General features: G+C 62.5%; 15 protein-coding genes. 4 read left to right on the top strand and 11 right to left on the bottom strand.

Translation table 11 applies throughout. The annotated features are described in order from the left end of the window. Positions 1–140 precede the first annotated feature (140 nt). The 4 genes from QMO82_RS18130 to QMO82_RS18115 are packed head-to-tail and all read right to left on the bottom strand — an operon-like array spanning position 141 to position 4,067. Positions 141–1,112, bottom strand: coding sequence for an ABC transporter substrate-binding protein (locus tag QMO82_RS18130; protein WP_183607816.1), 972 nt, complete (start codon positions 1,110–1,112; stop codon positions 141–143). 58 nt (positions 1,113–1,170) lie between these two features. Continuing rightward, positions 1,171–2,298: an ABC transporter permease gene (locus tag QMO82_RS18125; protein ID WP_183607817.1), complete on the bottom strand. Its 1,128-nt coding sequence runs from the start codon at positions 2,296–2,298 to the stop codon at positions 1,171–1,173. Further along, on the bottom strand, positions 2,295–3,224 hold the full coding sequence (locus QMO82_RS18120) for an ABC transporter permease (protein ID WP_183607818.1): 930 nt from the start codon (positions 3,222–3,224) through the stop codon (positions 2,295–2,297). Before QMO82_RS18120 ends, QMO82_RS18125 begins: the two co-directional genes overlap by 4 nt. A gap of 57 nt (positions 3,225–3,281) precedes the next feature. After that, the gene (locus tag QMO82_RS18115) at positions 3,282–4,067 is read right to left on the bottom strand and encodes an ABC transporter ATP-binding protein (protein ID WP_183607819.1); all 786 of its coding nucleotides are present in this window, start codon (positions 4,065–4,067) and stop codon (positions 3,282–3,284) included. Between the two features lie 94 nt (positions 4,068–4,161). Between QMO82_RS18115 and QMO82_RS18110 the strand changes: the two genes are divergently transcribed. Continuing rightward, positions 4,162–4,575 carry a cupin domain-containing protein gene (locus tag QMO82_RS18110; RefSeq protein WP_183607820.1) on the top strand — a complete coding sequence of 138 codons (414 nt, stop codon included), beginning with the start codon at positions 4,162–4,164 and terminating at the stop codon, positions 4,573–4,575. Positions 4,576–4,633: 58 nt separating this feature from the next. On the opposite strand, the gene hydA is transcribed toward QMO82_RS18110, so the two are convergent. From hydA to QMO82_RS18095, 3 genes are read right to left on the bottom strand one after another with little or no spacing between them, the layout of a single operon-like run. Next, positions 4,634–6,088: a dihydropyrimidinase gene (hydA, locus tag QMO82_RS18105; protein ID WP_183607821.1), complete on the bottom strand. Its 1,455-nt coding sequence runs from the start codon at positions 6,086–6,088 to the stop codon at positions 4,634–4,636. A 35-nt stretch (positions 6,089–6,123) separates the two neighbouring features. Continuing rightward, positions 6,124–6,732 (bottom strand): hypothetical protein, encoded by a 609-nt coding sequence (locus QMO82_RS18100; protein WP_183610896.1) that lies wholly within the window; start codon positions 6,730–6,732, stop codon positions 6,124–6,126. Then, on the bottom strand, positions 6,729–7,982 hold the full coding sequence (locus QMO82_RS18095; RefSeq protein ID WP_183607823.1) for a Zn-dependent hydrolase: 1,254 nt from the start codon (positions 7,980–7,982) through the stop codon (positions 6,729–6,731). Before QMO82_RS18095 ends, QMO82_RS18100 begins: the two co-directional genes overlap by 4 nt. Before the next feature lie 302 nt (positions 7,983–8,284). On the opposite strand from QMO82_RS18095, the gene QMO82_RS18090 reads away from it, so the two are divergent. Further along, the gene (locus tag QMO82_RS18090) at positions 8,285–8,935 is read left to right on the top strand and encodes a TetR family transcriptional regulator C-terminal domain-containing protein (RefSeq protein WP_183607824.1); all 651 of its coding nucleotides are present in this window, start codon (positions 8,285–8,287) and stop codon (positions 8,933–8,935) included. A 4-nt stretch (positions 8,936–8,939) separates the two neighbouring features. Here the strand turns inward: QMO82_RS18090 and QMO82_RS18085 are convergent, their stop codons facing one another. The 3 genes from QMO82_RS18085 to QMO82_RS18075 form a co-directional block, all read right to left on the bottom strand. Beyond that, entirely contained in the window at positions 8,940–11,516 is a 2,577-nt protein-coding gene (locus tag QMO82_RS18085; RefSeq protein WP_183607825.1) for an HWE histidine kinase domain-containing protein, read from the bottom strand. Next, a complete protein-coding gene (locus QMO82_RS18080) occupies positions 11,513–12,049 on the bottom strand; it encodes a biliverdin-producing heme oxygenase (protein WP_183607826.1) in 537 nt (178 codons plus the stop codon). Before QMO82_RS18080 ends, QMO82_RS18085 begins: the two co-directional genes overlap by 4 nt. Before the next feature lie 158 nt (positions 12,050–12,207). After that, positions 12,208–13,107 (bottom strand): LysR family transcriptional regulator, encoded by a 900-nt coding sequence (locus QMO82_RS18075; protein ID WP_183607827.1) that lies wholly within the window; start codon positions 13,105–13,107, stop codon positions 12,208–12,210. Between the two features lie 101 nt (positions 13,108–13,208). On the opposite strand from QMO82_RS18075, the gene QMO82_RS18070 reads away from it, so the two are divergent. Then, on the top strand, positions 13,209–14,231 hold the full coding sequence (locus QMO82_RS18070) for an NAD(P)-dependent alcohol dehydrogenase (protein ID WP_183607828.1): 1,023 nt from the start codon (positions 13,209–13,211) through the stop codon (positions 14,229–14,231). A gap of 78 nt (positions 14,232–14,309) precedes the next feature. On the opposite strand, the gene QMO82_RS18065 is transcribed toward QMO82_RS18070, so the two are convergent. Beyond that, positions 14,310–14,720, bottom strand: a complete 411-nt coding sequence (locus QMO82_RS18065) for a rhodanese-like domain-containing protein (RefSeq protein WP_183607829.1) — start codon at positions 14,718–14,720, stop codon at positions 14,310–14,312. Positions 14,721–14,791: 71 nt separating this feature from the next. On the opposite strand from QMO82_RS18065, the gene ftrA reads away from it, so the two are divergent. Next, a complete protein-coding gene (ftrA, locus tag QMO82_RS18060; RefSeq protein ID WP_183607830.1) occupies positions 14,792–15,793 on the top strand; it encodes a transcriptional regulator FtrA in 1,002 nt (333 codons plus the stop codon). The last annotated feature ends 5 nt before the right edge of the window (positions 15,794–15,798 follow it).

The raw sequence follows: 15,798 nt of genomic DNA, 5'->3' as shown, positions 1-15,798 counted from the left end.
AGATTGATCGCGCTTCCACCCCATGACGTTTGACGCCCGATAAATGCGACAGTTGCACGGTGTTTTTTCCCGCCTTGCGCGAAAAAAACAAAACGCGCGGAAAATCTTCCGCGCGTTTGCCTCCCGCAATATTGCCGGAACTACTTGGAGGCGGCGTCGGTAATGTCGTGCGTCCAGGCGCCCGAGGGCTCCTTGCTGATGATCTTCTGGTCGAGCAACGCCTTTGCCGTACGGGCATAGAGCGCCTCATCGAGCTTGCCGGAGCCGTCGCCGACCAGCTTGGCGACTTCGCCCATCATGCGCTTCTGATGGTTCTCGTCCTGGCCGCCATTGTCCATGACGATCTCGGCGGCTTCGTCGGGATTTTCAGTGGCATATTTCCAACCCTTCATCGAGGCGCGGACGAACTTGACCATTTTCTCCTTGAAGGCCGGGTCTTTCAGCTTGTCCTCCATCGCATAGAGGCCGTCTTCCAGAAGGTCGTTGCCCATCTCGGTATAGTTGAAGACCGTCAGTTCCTCCGGCTTGAAGCCGGCATCGATCGCCTGCCAGTATTCGTTATAGGTCATGACGGAGATGCAGTCGGCCTGCTTCTGGACGAGCGGCTGCACGTCGAAGCTCTGCTTCAGCACGGTGACGCCGTTCGCGCCGCCTTCTGTGGACAGGCCGAGCTTGTTCATCCAGGCGAAGAAGGGATATTCGTTGCCGAAGAACCAGACGCCGAGCGTGTGGCCCTTGAAGTCGGCTTCGCTCTTGACCGGACCGTCCTTGCGGCAGATCATTTCCAGGCCGGACTTCTGGTAGGGCTGGGCGATGTTGACGAGCGGAACGCCCTTTTCGCGGGCAACCAGCGCGCCGCCCATCCAGTCGACGATGACATCGGCGCCGCCGCCGGCGATCACCTGCTCGGGGGCGATATCGGGACCACCCGGCTTGATATCGACGTCGAGGCCTTCTTCCTTGTAGAAGCCCTTGTCCTTGGCGACGTAGTAACCGCCGAACTGGCCCTGCGTGACCCATTTCAGCTGCAGCACCACCTTGTCGGCGGCCATCGCATGGGCTGCTGCAAGCGACATCGCACTTGCCATCATTGCAACCATCAACTTTCTCATTTTCTTATCCTTACCCTCTGAAGTTATGCCCGGGCTCATTTTCGAACCCCGTGCGCGCCTAGCCACCACGGATAGACGGATGCCAGAACGTCACCGCCCGTTCGGTCAGGGCGATGATGCCATAAAAGATCGAGCCGGCCAGCGCCGCGACGGCGATTTCCGCCCAGACCATGTCGACATTCATGCGGCCGATCTCGGTGGAGATGCGGAAGCCCATGCCGACGATCGGCGTTCCGAAGAATTCGGCAACGATGGCACCAATCAGCGCCAGCGTCGAGTTGATCTTCAGTGCATTGAAAATGAAGGGCATGGCTGCCGGCAGCTTGAGCTTGAGCAGCGTCTGCCAGTCGCTCGAGGCATAGGTGCGCATCAGGTCGCGCTCCATGCTGCCGGGGGCGGCAAGGCCGGCGACGGTATTCACCAGCATCGGGAAGAAGGTCATGATGATGACGACGGCGGCCTTCGACGGCCAGTCGAAGCCGAACCACATGACCATAACAGGGGCGACGCCGATGATCGGCAGGGCCGACACCATGTTGCCAATCGGCAGCAGGCCGCGGCGCAGGAAGGTGATGCGGTCGGCCAGCACCGCCACAGCGAAGCCGCTGAGGCAGCCGACGATATAACCGATCAGCACCGCCTTGAAGATCGTCTGCCTGACGTCAGCACCGAGGATCGGCAGGGAGGCCATGATGCGCATGCCGATGGCGCTCGGCGGCGGCAGGATGATGAACGGGATGCCGCCGCCGCGCGTGGCCGCTTCCCAGAGGATGAGGATCCAGGCGCCGAAGATTGCCGGAATCAACAGCTGAAGTGTCGATTTGCCGAAAGTGGTGACGGGCTGCAGTTTCGACAGTTCGGTGACGCATCGCCAGGCCAGCAACCAGGAGGAAAAGAGCAGCAGGAAAAAGGCCCGCGTCGCCGTTGCCTCATTGCCGGACAGAGTGGAAAGCAGCATCCAGGCAGCACCATGCGCGCCGATGAACAGCACCGTGGCGCGGTAGGACGGCGGCTGCGGCGCAAAAGACAGCAGGGCGGCCGCGATGACGATGATGAAGACCAGGCTCGTCGTGCCGTCGGCGAGGGGCCGCGCTGCGCCCTCGGCCAGAAGCGGCAGGGTGATCAGCGCCGCGAAGCAGAGCAGAAGGGCGGTCACGCCCTGCCAGGAGAGGGTCAGATGTCTCATGCCGGCCTCCCGCCCATGGCGCGGTCGACGATCTTTGCGGCAATGCCGACGATCGCAACCAGGATGCCCGCCAGCAGCGATCCGGCGACGAGAGCTGCCCAGATATCGATGGTCTGGCTGTAGTAGGAGCCGGCAAGCAGCTTCGAGCCGATTCCGGCGACAGCCCCGGTCGGCAGCTCGCCGACGATGGCGCCGACAAGGCTGGCGGCGATCGCGACCTTCATCGAGGTGAAGAGGAAAGGGATCGAGGCGGGAACACGCAGCTTCCAGAAAGTCTGCGTCGGGCTGGCATAATAGGTGCGCATCAGGTCGAGATGCATGATCTCAGGCGAACGCAGCCCCTTCACCATGCCGACGGCGACCGGAAAGAAGGAGAGGTAGGTGGAGATCAGCGCCTTGGAGACGAGGCGGGAGGCGTCGGAATCGAGGTTCAGCAAATGGGCAATCGCATTGTCGCCGGTCAGCACATTGTAGGAGATGATGACGATCATCGGCGCAATCGCAAGGATCGGGATGGTCTGGCTCGCCACCAGCCAGGGCATCAGCGAGCGGTCCATGGCGCGGTTATGCACGATCAGCACCGCGAGAAGGATGCCGAGCAGCATGCCGAAGCCGAAGCCCAGCAGGGTGGAGGAGAGCGTCACCCAGCTGTGATAGACAAGGCTGCGATTGCTCGAAAGACTGCGCAGGACGGTGTTCTCGTAGACGTTCTGCGCCACCTGATGCGGCGCCGGCAGGATCGGCTTCGGCTGCGCGAGCGTCTTGCCGATGAATTCGAGGGTCGTCGGAGTGGCGCCGGCACGGCCGTCCATGTCGCGCTGGAACGGCGCATTCATCAGCACGGCCGCGACATACCAGAGGACGACGAGCGCGACCAGAATGGTGGTGACGGGGATGATCTTGTTCTTGAGGGTGTCGGGTTTCACAGCGACTGCCCCCAGATATTGGAGTTGAGCGTGCCGGTGGCCCCAGGGTGCAACGGCCTAAACCTCATGGCTATGCCCCGTCCTCAGCCCCTCGCGGACGCGATGGGCGATTTCCAGGAATTCGGGGGTATCGCGGATGTCGAGCGGGCGGTCGGCCGGCAGGGTCGAGTCGATCACGTCGGTCACCCGGCCCGGGCGCGGTGACATCACCACGATCTTGGTCGAGAGATAGACCGCCTCGGGGATGGAATGGGTGACGAAGCAGATCGTCTTGTTGGTGCGGGTCCAGAGTTTCAGCAGCTCTTCGTTCAGATGGTCGCGGACGATTTCATCCAGCGCGCCGAAGGGCTCGTCCATCAGCAGCAGGTCGGCGTCAAAGGCGAGCGCGCGGGCGATCGAAGCGCGCTGCTGCATGCCGCCCGAAAGCTGCCAGGGGAATTTCTTTTCGAAGCCGGAAAGGCTGACGAGGTCGAGCGCCTCGGCGATGCGCCTCGCCCGGTCGGCGCCGCCATAACCCATGATCTCCAGCGGCAGGGCGATGTTGCTTTCGATGGTGCGCCAGGGATAGAGCGCCGGCGCCTGGAACACATAGCCGTAGGCGCGGGCCTTGCGGGCCTCTTCCGGCGTCATGCCGTTGATCGAGATCTCGCCCGAGGTGCTCTTTTCGAGATCGGCGATGACACGCAGGAAGGTCGTCTTGCCGCAGCCCGACGGGCCGATAAAAGAGACGAAATCGCCCTTGCGGACATCGAGATTGACATCGCTCAGTGCACGCACCGGGCCGTCATTCGCCTGGTAGGTGAGACAGAGATCCTTGGCGGATACGACGGAGGGTGCTTGCATCAATGCGACCGTTCTTGTTTTCGCCGCGGGGAGGCGGTTTGCATGTTACCATCGCCGCAGGCCCTGCCGGCGGCATATTTCATGGAGGAAGAGAATGGACGCGACATCAAAGCCCACCTGCCACATCGTTCGCCCCAACCATGCCTATGACGGCAAGCAGGGGCTCAGCTATTTCCAGGGGATCGCGGCCGAGACGGTCGGCGCCAAGGGCATCTGCATGCACCTGCTGACGATCCCGCCCGGCGTGCGCGCCAAGGCGCATCTGCACGAGGCGCACGAGACGGCGATCTACATGCTCTCGGGTGAGGCGCATACCTGGTACGGGGACCGGCTGGAACAACACGTCGTCGTCCATGCCGGTGAACTTTTCTATATCCCGGCCGGCGTGCCGCACCTGCCTGCGAACCTCAGCAGCACGCCGTGCACGGCGATCATCGCGCGCACCGATCCGAACGAGCAGGAAAGCGTCCTGCTTCTGCCGGAGTTGGACGCTTTGGTGCCGGCGTGAGGTCATCGGCATCAAGGCAGCGGTCCCCGGTTGATGGCCGTGTCGTTACGCTCCATCGTCATACGCCGGTTGCCGGAATGCCGCTGCGCTCCACCTTGCGCGGAGAGGTGATCTCCTTCCAGGTGGACAGTGCCTTGCTGACGGCCGTCACCGGTTCGCGCCGGACGAACTCGCCATGGCCCTCGCGGGTCTTGATGGTGCTTTCCTCGATCGCGACGACGCCGCGCGTCAGCGTGTAGCGCGGCAGGCCGGTGACTTCCTTGCCTTCGAAGACGTTGTAGTCGATCGCCGACTGCTGGGCCTTGGACGAGATGGTCTTGGAGCGTTTCGGGTCCCAGACGACGATATCGGCATCGGCGCCGACAAGGATCGCGCCCTTTTTCGGATAGATGTTGAGGATCTTGGCGATGTTGGTCGAGGTGACGGCGACGAATTCGTTCATCGTCAGCCGGCCGGTGTTGACGCCGTGCGTCCAGAGCATCGGCATGCGGTCTTCGAGGCCGCCGGTGCCGTTCGGGATCTTGGTGAAATCGCCGACGCCGAAGCGCTTCTGCGCCGTGGTGAAGGCGCAATGATCGGTGGCGACCACCTGCAGCGAGCCGGAGGCAAGGCCTGCCCAAAGCGAGTCCTGATGCTGCTTGCTGCGGAAGGGCGGCGACATCACCCGGCGGGCGGCGTGATCCCAATCGGGGTTGGAATATTCGCTCTCGTCGAGCGTCAGGTGCTGGATCAGCGGTTCGCCATAGACGCGCATGCCCTTGGCGCGGGCGCGGCGGATCGCCTCGTGCGCCTGTTCGCAGGAGGTATGGACGATATAGACCGGGCAGCCGGCCATATCGGCGATCATGATGGCGCGGTTGGTGGCTTCGCCCTCGACCTCGGCGGGCCGAGAATAGGCATGCGCCTCGGGGCCATTATTGCCTTCGGCGAGCAGCTTTGCCGACATCGAGGCGACGACGTCGCCGTTTTCGGCGTGCACCAGCGGCAGGGCGCCGAGTTCGGCGCAGCGCTGGAAGGATGCAAACATCTCGTCGTCATCGACCATCAGCGCGCCCTTGTAGGCCATGAAGTGCTTGAAGGTGTTGATGCCCTTGTCGCGGACGATGGTTTCCATCTCCTTGAACACCTGCTCGCTCCACCAGGTGACCGCCATGTGGAAGGAATAATCGCAATTGGCCCGGGTCGATTTGTTGTCCCACATGGTCAGCGCCTCGAGCAGCGACTGGCCGGGGGCGGGCAGGGCGAAATCGACCACCATCGTCGTGCCGCCGGAAAGGGCCGCGCGCGTGCCGCTTTCGAAATCGTCAGAGGAATAGGTGCCCATGAACGGCATTTCGAGATGGGTATGCGGATCGATGCCGCCCGGCATGACATAGCAGCCGGTCGCATCCAGCGTCTCTTCGCCCGTGAGGTTCGGGCCGATCTCGACGATCTTGCCGCCGTCGATCTTCACGTCAGCCTTGTAGGTGAGGTCGGCCGTGACTATGGTGCCGTTCTTGATTACTGTGGTCATGGCTGCTGTTCCTTTTCCCCGCGATCTTGTTGCTCTTATGGCTCCACTGCCATCGTGGGCGTGCCGTTTCTAAGGAGTTCCGCACCCTTGGCGATAAGGCTGTAGACGTCCATCTCGCTCAACTCATCGGGCGCGTCATGCTCTTCCTCATAATACCAGTCGGGCCGCTCGACGGCATCGGTGCCGCCGACTGACAAGGACCAAAAACCATCGCTTTCGCCAAAGTAGAAATCCTTGCCATCGATCAGTCCGGTCGACTGTACGGGTTGGCTGCCCTTGGGACGTTCGATCAGTATGCCGGGCATGGAAGGGCCGAGCTCGATTCGAACGACGCCAGGCCCAGGTCCATGGAGATAATAGGTTTGGTTGGGCGCATCTGGGTCATGGTCATCTGAATTGGCCAGTTGAACACCAGAAGGTTTGTATCGCCATAAGCCCGATATTTGTGGAAGCCTGATCCGCTCGCCTGCTGTATTGATGCCAATGTAGAAGATCTGCACACTAGGGACGTCGCCCCACGGTCCTTCGCTCACTGGGCTCACATTGGCGGTGGCCCATGCGAGGTCGTCGGCAGTTCGTTGAATTCCGAACTTAAAGGCATCGGCATAGTCGAGATAAGCCGTTGGCAAGTCTGACGCCATCACACCACGATCTCCGCCGTCTCGACCACCGCATGGAACAGCACATCGGCACCCGCCGTCGCCCATTCCTTGGAAATCTCTTCCGCCTCGTTGTGCGAGAGACCGCCGACGCAGGGGCACATGACCATCGTTGCAGGTGCGACCTTGGCGGCCCAGCAGGCGTCGTGGCCGGCGCCGGAGATGATGTTCATGTGGCTGTAGCCGAGCCGCTCGGCAGCGTCGCGCACCGAGGTGACCAGTTTCGGGTCGAAGGTGACCGGCTCGAAATGGCCGATCGCCTCGATGGAACAGCCGACACCGAGCGCATCGGTAATCTTCGGCGCTTCCGCCTCGATCCTCGCCCGCATGCGGTCGAGCTTGGCTTTGTCGGGCGACCGGATGTCGACGGTGAAGACCACCTTGCCGGGCAGGACGTTGCGCGAATTCGGCGAGAAGAATACCTGGCCGACGCCGCCGACGGCGCCCGGCTGTTCGCCCATCGCCACGTCCTGGACCATTTCCAGGATGCGGGCCATGGCGAGACCGGCATTGACACGCAGGTTCATCGGCGTCGAACCGGTATGGGCTTCCTTACCGGTCAGGGTGAATTCCAGCCACCAGAGGCCCTGGCAATGGGTGACGACGCCGATCTGCTTTTCCTCGGCTTCGAGAATCGGCCCCTGCTCGATGTGATATTCGAAATAGGCGTGCATCTTGCGGGCGCCGACCTCTTCGTCGCCGACCCAGCCGATGCGCTTCAGTTCGTCGCCGAACAGATTGCCCTCGGGGTCTCTGCGGTTATAGGCAAAGTCCAGGCTGTGCACCCCGGCGAAGACGCCTGAGGCCAGCATGGCGGGGGCAAAACGCGCGCCTTCCTCGTTCGTCCAGTTGGTCACGACGATCGGATGTTTGGTCTTGATGCCGAGATCGTTCATGGTGCGCACGACTTCGAGAGCTGCAAGCACACCCAGCACGCCGTCATATTTGCCGCCGGTCGGCTGGGTGTCGAGATGCGAGCCGACATAGACGGGCAGAGCATTGGGATCGGTACCGGGGCGGGTGGCGAACATCGTGCCCATGCGGTCGATGCCCATGGAGAGGCCCGCTTCGTCGCACCATGTCTTGAAAAGGCTGCGTCCTTGCGCATCCGAATCCGTCAGCGTCTGGCGATTGTTGCCACCGGCCACGCCGGGGCCGATCTTCGCCATGTCCATGAGACTGTCCCAGAGACGGTCGCCATTGACGCGCATGTTCTCGCCTGGTGCTGCCACCATTTCCTATGCCCTCACCTGTTTGCGGCAGTCATGCGAAGGGGCATGCCTGCCTGTTCCCGTGGTCCTTCCTGCGCCCCCTTATTGGTTTTGTCGAGCGCCGGAAAATCGCCAGTTGCCTTTGTTTTTCATCTGGCGGATAATTTGACCGATTGGTAAACATTACAACTTCCACCGCCGGGCTCAAGACGAAAATCACGAAAATTGCCGATAAAAATAAGGGCAGTTGCTCAAGAAGGCGGCAGGGGGTGCCTCCCGCCAAAACTTGAGCGAAGAAGTTGAATTTCAAGGGGAAATAACAGCCTGTGACCATACCGAGAGCAGCGAAAACCCTGAGGCGGACGCGAATCCAGGAGGAGAAGGAAGAGCAGATCCTGGAGGCGGCGCTCGACGTGTTTTCGGCAAGCGGCTTCCGCGGCTCGACCATCGACCAGATCGCCGAAGTGGCCGGCATGTCGAAACCCAACCTGCTCTATTATTTCCGCACCAAGGAAGCCATGCACCGGGCGCTGATCGACCGGGTGCTCTACACCTGGCTGGAGCCGTTGCGCGCCTTCGACGCCGAGGGCAATCCCGAGGAGGAAATCCGCAGCTACATCAGGCGCAAGCTGGAGATGGCGCGCGATTTTCCGCGCGAGAGCCGGCTCTTCGCCAATGAGGTGCTGCAGGGCGCGCCGCATATCGAAGACGAGCTGAAGGGTCCGCTGAAGCAACTGGTCGACGAGAAGGCGGAGGTCATCCGCGCCTGGACGAAAGCAGGCAAGATCGCCAAATGCGATCCCTACCACCTGATCTTCTCAATCTGGTCGACGACGCAGCATTATGCGGATTTCGATGTCCAGGTGCGCGCGGTGCTAGGGCAGGAGCATTCCGGCGAAGGGCGCTTCGAGGATGCCGCGCGGTTTCTCGAACAGCTCTTCATCGGCGGGCTGCGGCCGGATCCGCGAGGAAGCTGACTGTTTATCCTCCCTTGGAAAACTGCATCCGGGCGAGCAGATCCGTTATGCCTTCGGTCGTATAGGGCTTCTGCAATACGGGTGCGCCGGAGTGGTTGTTTGCCTGAGCGATGCCTTCGCCATAACCCGTGGCAAAAGCGAAGGGAACGCCGTCGGCTGCCAATCGGTCGGCAATCCCGAAACTCGTTTCATCGCCGAGATTGACATCGAGCAGCGCGAAGTCGAAGGACTGGCCGGCCAGGATTTCCATGGCCTCGGCGACATTAGGCGCCGTTGCCACTTCAGCCCCGAGGCGGCGCAGGATGTCCTCCCCATCCATGGCGATGATCAGGTTGTTTTCCACCAGCAGGATTTTGAAACCCGAGAGCGGCTGGCGGTCCGCGTGAAGGGGCTCGCGTTCGGTGACCGTCGACGGCGTCGGATTTGGCAATCCGCTTGCCGGGTCGGCGCTGTTCACATAGCGAGCCGGAATGGAAAAATCCGCCTCGAGGCCGGTCGCGATGTAGCGGACGTCTGCCTTACCGCCGAGGTCGTAGGGGATCGAGCGCCGGATGATGGTCGAGCCGAATCCGTGGCGCGTCGGCTCGGCGACTACAGGGCCGTTTCGTTCGCGCCAGCCGATGCGCAGGCTGCCTTCCTCATCGCGGTGCCAGCCGAGCTCAACGGTGCCGCTGCCGGCGCCGGAGAGGCTGCCGTATTTGGCGCTGTTGGTCATCAACTCATGGAAAACGAGGGCTGCGGTGGAAAAGGCCTCTGGTTCTAGCAGTACGTCTTCGCCGTTCATCCGGATGCGTTGGGCATTTTTCCCGAGATAGGCGGCAGTCTCGGCCGAGAGCAATTGCCGAAACGATGCGGGCGCCCAGTGATCCCGAGTGATCTGGTCATGGGCGCGTGCAAGCGACTGGACCCGGCCCTCGATCTGGCGGATGTAGTCGCCGAGGCTCACCGACGTCGTCTGCGATTGCCGGATGATGCCGGTGATAAGGCTCAGTATGTTGCGGACGCGATGGTTGAGCTCGGCGATCAGCAGCTCCTGCCGCTCGTTTGCCACCTGGCGCGCCATGCTGACCTCGTCGGCCAGGCGCAGCACCACTTCGATCAGCGTGACGCGGATCGTTTCGGCGACCCGGCGCTCGGCCTCCGTGAAGGGGAGCGAGCGACCGCGCTCCAGTTCCGACCAGGCTTCGAAACTCTTGCGCGGCGTCAGCCGCGGCCCGTTGGGACCGTATTCCACCGGCTTTTGCGGATCGCCGGCCCAGCGGACGGTGCGCGCCAGCTCCTGACGGAAAAGCACGACGTAATCGCGCGGCGAACGCGAGATCGGGATGGCGAGCATGCCGGCCACCACATCGTCGACCTCAAGATCCGGATAGGTTTCCGTGAGCCTGTCGACGGCATAGATGCGGCCGGCGGCGTTGCGGTTGAGATGGCGGACGAGGACTGCGAAAGCTCTCTCATCCGGCCCGATGCCGGCAAGGGCCAGCCGGCCGTTGATCCAGACGCCGATACCGTCGGCAGGAATGGCGTCGGCGAGCGCCTCGATCAGCCAGGCCGGATCGTCGAGCAGGCTGGCATTGTCCGCCACGGAGGTGAGGAGCCGGTCGGCGATGCGACGCGCCTGGGTCTCGTAGTCGAGCGCCAGGCGCCGTTCGCGGCTTTCAAGCCGGGACGCAAACATCTGACCGAAGAGCTCGGCGGTGGAGCGGCTTTGGGCCGAAGGCAGCCGCGGGCCGTAGTGATGGCAGGCAAACAGCCCCCAGAGCTTGCCGTCGACGACGATCGATATGGAGAGCGACGCGCCGACGCCCATGTTTTTCAGATATTCGATATGGATCGGCGAAACCGAACGCAGGATCGACATGGAGAGATCGAGCGGCTGACCGTGCTCGTCGAGTGCGGGGAGGATCGGGACCGGGACGGCGTTGATATCGGCAATGATGCGGAACAGGTTGCGCAGATAAAGCGCTCGCGCCTGCACCGGAATATCGGACGCCGGATAGTGCAGCCCGAGGAATGAGCCGATACCGGCGCGGGCGGCTTCCGCCACGACTTCGCCGGAACCGCTTTCGTCGAAACGATAGACCATGACCCGATCGAAGCCGGTGAGGGCGCGTGCCTGCCTTGCGCCCTCTCGGAAGAAAGCCTCCATAGTTTCCGTGTGGTCGAGGCGGGACATCATGCTGCGCATGGAGAGAGACGGGGCGTTGTGTCTGTCTTCCGGCCCACGTTCGCCTTCGATGATGACCTGCCCTTCGTTCAGATGCACGGCAACGTCGAACCTGTCCTGACCTGATGTCAGGGCAATGCCGAAAATGCGCTCGACGACGTCGGAACCGCGTAACGTGGTCAGCTTGTTGCGGATTGCGTGGAGCGCTTCGGGCGTGATCAGCGAGGTAACGGGACGGCCGAGCGCGTCGGCCTGGGTAATGCCGAGGAACTCCACCAAATTTGCCGAGGCGCGCGTGACGATCCAGTCCGAGGATATCGCCAGCAGAAAGCCGAAAGGCTGGACCGCGCCGAGCTGGTGGATGGGCTCGCGGTCGCAATTGCTGAGATCGACGGGTTCAGGCGTGCCGCTCATGAGACGGCTTCCAGCGTGAGCTGCCCGGCTTTGAGGAACAGTTCGAAGACATCGCGAGCTGCGGCGATGGCAGCGGCGGGATCGCCCACGTTGCTCCCGTCAAGACGATCCATGAAGAGCCGCATGGCTCCTTTCGGGCCTTGCGGGCTCAGATAGCTGCTGGGCAAGTGATCGGGTACGGCCCTGGCGAGCAGCGCACCGCCGAGCTTGGAGCCTTCAAGGACATAGGCAGCACCCCAGACCGCTGCGTCGCAGCGCAAGGCAGGTTGCGGAACAGGCACGGGCAATCGATCGTCAAGTTCCCTTATGTCGGCAGCGAGCAGGTGTGCGCGCCTTCGTTCCAGCCAGTCGGGCAGCAAGCGGGCGATCCCGGCTTCCTCAAGCGCCTGTTCGACTGATGGTACGACCCGCGCATGGGCGCGTAGGAAAGCCTTATAATCCTGGATGCGTGAGAGGTTGAAACTGCCGAAGAGGGTGTCGACCGCGGCGTGGCAATCTGCAGTGTGTGTGCGGAGGGCGCTGCGAAGTGACATGCTGACCGTGTTCCGAGTGATATGCGGCGTCCACAAGGGACGACGAACTAGCGGATATACGGCGGCATCGGGTTATTTCCAGAGAAACGCCTGGGATTAACATGGGTTTCTCGTTATTCGTAGACGCAATCCGCATTGGACGAGCGGCGCTGAACGGTTCAGCCCATCATTGCCGGCAGTCTCGCGGCGAGCGTATCAATCGCGAGCCGCACCTTCGGCAGCATGACCGGAGAGCGCAGCCAAACGGCATGGGCATCGAAAACATTGGCCGGTTCCTGCTTCAACACCTGGATGAGCCGGCCTGCCAGCACCTCCTCGCGGACCAGCCAGCAGGGGAGCCAGGCAAGACCGCGCCCGGCGACGGCCGCATCGGAAATCGAAGCGAGGTCGTCGAGCCGCAGTCGCGCCTTTGGCACCAGCCGCCGCCCGGGATCGGCCGCAGTCGGAAATATCCAACCCTTGTCGTCATCGCCTCGCCTGTAGACGATGCCTTCATGCCGCGGAATATCGAAGACCGTCTGCGGCGCGCCATGTTTTTCCAGATAGGCAGGCGATGCGCAGACGGTCATGCGCTGGCGGGCGATCGCCCGGGCCATCAGATCCGGATTGTCCTTCAGCGGCCCGTTGCGGATGACAAGATCGAACCCGTCCTCAAGCAGGTCGACGATACGGTCGTTGAAGGAAAGGTCGAGTTCGAGATTCGGATGCTCATCGAGCAGGCGTGCGAGGGTCGGCGCGATGCAGTGGCGGCCGAAAAGCACGGGCATCGATATGCGCAATCGACCGCGCACGTCACGCCGGCCGGATTCCAACATGGCTTCCCCGATGCGGATTTCCTCAACCGCCCGCAGGCAGCGCTCGTAGAAGAAGCGGCCTTCCTCGGTAAGGCTCTGCATACGGGTCGTACGGTTGAAAAGCCGCACGCCGAGACGCTGTTCCAGCCGTGCGATGGTCTTGCCGACCGCCGAACGGGTGAGATGGAGCCGCTCGGCAGCAGCCGAAAAGCCACCGGCCTCGACGGCTTCGACAAAGATCGAGATACCCTTCAGCTGCTCCATTTGTTTCCTCTTTGGAACCATTCTGGAGAATTAATATCGTAACTGGTGCGAAATATTCAACGATATCCTTGTCCTCCCTGCAATGCACAAGGAGCAAGACAATGCAGACAACACGGCAATGGCAGATCGACGCGGTTGGACCGGAGCGCCAACTGACGATCGGCGAGCGGAGGCTCGAACCGGTTTCGGGAAACAGTGTTCTGGTCCGGACGGAAGCCGTCTCGCTCAATTTCCGCGACCGGCTGGTGATGGAGAGCGGCATGGGGTTGCCGCTGCAATTTCCCTTCGTACCAGCTTCCGACATGGCAGGGGTCGTCGAGGCGGTCGGACCCGATGTCAGCCGTTTCAAGCCGGGCGATCGGGTCATCTCGACCTTTTCGCCCGACTGGATCGACGGACGCGGGTTGGGCGATGCGCGCACCCCACCTTACAAGACACGCGGCGGCTTCTATCCCGGCGTCCTCTCCCAATATACCGTGCTGTCGGAGGACTGGTACTCACGCGCGCCTTCCACGCTCGATGCGGCGCAGGCGAGCACCTTGCCCTGCGCCGGACTGACTGCCTGGTTCGCACTGATCGAACGCGGCGGTCTGAAGGCCGGCGATAAGGTTCTGGTGCAAGGCACCGGCGGTGTGGCGCTCTTCGGTCTGCAGATCGCCAAGGCACATGGTGCGGAGGTCTCCATCACATCAGGCAGCGCCGAGAAGCTCGGACGCGCCGTTGCGCTGGGCGCCGATCACGCGATCAACCGCCATGAGGGCGACTGGGTTGAGCAACTCTATCAGTTGACCGGCGGCTATGGCGCCGATCACGTGCTTGAGATCGTCGGCGGCTCGCATCTCGGCCAGGCGCTGAAGGCGGTGGCGATCAATGGCCGCATTTCCGTTATCGGCGTGTTCGAGGGGTTCGAGGTTTCCGGCCCGGCCGGCCCGCTGTTGCTCAAGGCGCCTGTTGTGCAGGGCATATCCGTCGGCCATCGCCGTGCGCTGGAAGACCTCGTGCGGGCAATCGACCAGACCGGGCTGAAGCCTGTGATCGACAAGCGTTATGCCTTCGACGAATTCCCTGAGGCGCTCGATCATCTCTATCGGGGGCCTTTCGGCAAGGTGGTCGTCGAGTTCTAACGGTCGCGAATTTCCCTTCTCCCTGCTGCATAGATTATGCAGCAATTCAAAGTACTGTAGGCGGAGAAGGGAGGCTGATCAGGCCGCAGTGGGAACGCCCTCATCGAAGGGGAAGCCTTCATCGGCCCAGCCGGTCATGCCGCCGATCATCAGTTTCACCGACAGGCCGAGGCGGGAGAGGCGAAGTGCGGCCTTATCAGCGCCGTTGCAATGCGGGCCGGCGCAATAGACGACGAAAAGCGTGTCGGCGGGCCAGGCCGACATCCGATGCGCGGTCATCTTGCCATGCGGCAGGTTGATTGCACCGGGAACGTGGGACTGTGCAAAGAGCGTTGGCGAGCGCACGTCGAGCAGAACGAAATCTACCTTGCCCAACGCAAAGGCTGCGTGAACATCGGAGCAATCAGTCTCGAAGGCAAGCTTGGCTGCATAGTGAGCAGCGGCGATATCAGCGGCGGCGGCGGGGATTTCGGCGACGGGGCTTGGCATCGGTCTTTCCTTTCAGTGTTGGAATTGCCGTCTGGTATCGCCGATGCTAAAACTTCGCGAAATTGGCCATCATGACCGACAGCGTAAAGATCATGCCAAACTCACGTCCGCAGCAGACGAAAGGACCGCTGGTCGCAGCGCTTGCCTATGACGGGCTCTGCACCTTCGAATTCGGCATTGCCTATGAGGTCTTCGGCCTGCCGCGTCCGGAGATGGGTGAGGGCTGGTATCGCTTCTCGGTCTGCGCCATCGAACCAGGACCGCTTCGCGCTGCGGGAGGGCTGACGGTCGAGGTCGACAAGGGACTGGAGGTGCTTGGTGAGGCGGACCTGATCGTCGTGCCCGGCTGGCGGGCAATCGATGCGCCGGTGCCGGTACCGCTTGCCGCAGCGCTGAGGGCAGCGCATCAGCGCGGCGCGCGCATCATGTCGCTCTGCTCCGGCGTTGCCGTTCTTGCCGGATCGGGGCTGCTTGCCAACCGCAGGGCGACGACACATTGGCGCTATGTCGCCTCGATCGCCGCGCTCTACCCCGACATTACGCTCGATTCGGACGTTCTCTACATGGACGAGGGCAGCCTGCTGACGGCGGCAGGCAGTGCTGCCGGCATCGACCTCTGCCTGCATGTGGTGCGCGGCGATTTCGGTTCGGAAGCGGCAAACAGCGTCGCCCGCCGCCTCGTTGTGCCACCCCACCGCGAAGGCGGGCAGGCGCAGTTCATTCACGCGCCGGTTCCCGAGGAACGTGAGGGCATCCGCCTGGGGCCGTTGATTGAATGGATGCGCCAAAGCCTTTCCGAGCAGCAGCCGATCAGCCTGCTTGCCAAAAGAGCCGGCATGAGCATGCGCACCTTCCAGCGGCGCTTCGAAGCGACGACGGGTCTCAGCGTCGGCGAATGGCTGCTGATGGAGCGGCTGCGCCATGCCCGCGATCTGCTGGAGAGGGAACTTGCGGTTTCGCTCGACGATATCGCCGTCGCCAGCGGCTTCGGCACGCTCGCGACGATGCGGCATCATTTCCGCAGGCGGTTGGGGACGAGCCCGAGCGGTTATAGGAAGTCATTCGGCAACTAACGCGC

The organism is Rhizobium sp. BT04, assembly GCF_030053135.1.
GTDB classification, from domain to species: Bacteria; Pseudomonadota; Alphaproteobacteria; order Rhizobiales; family Rhizobiaceae; genus Rhizobium; species Rhizobium binxianense.
Note: the sequence above shows the minus strand (reverse complement) of the source record. Positions and strands in the feature narration are given on the sequence as shown.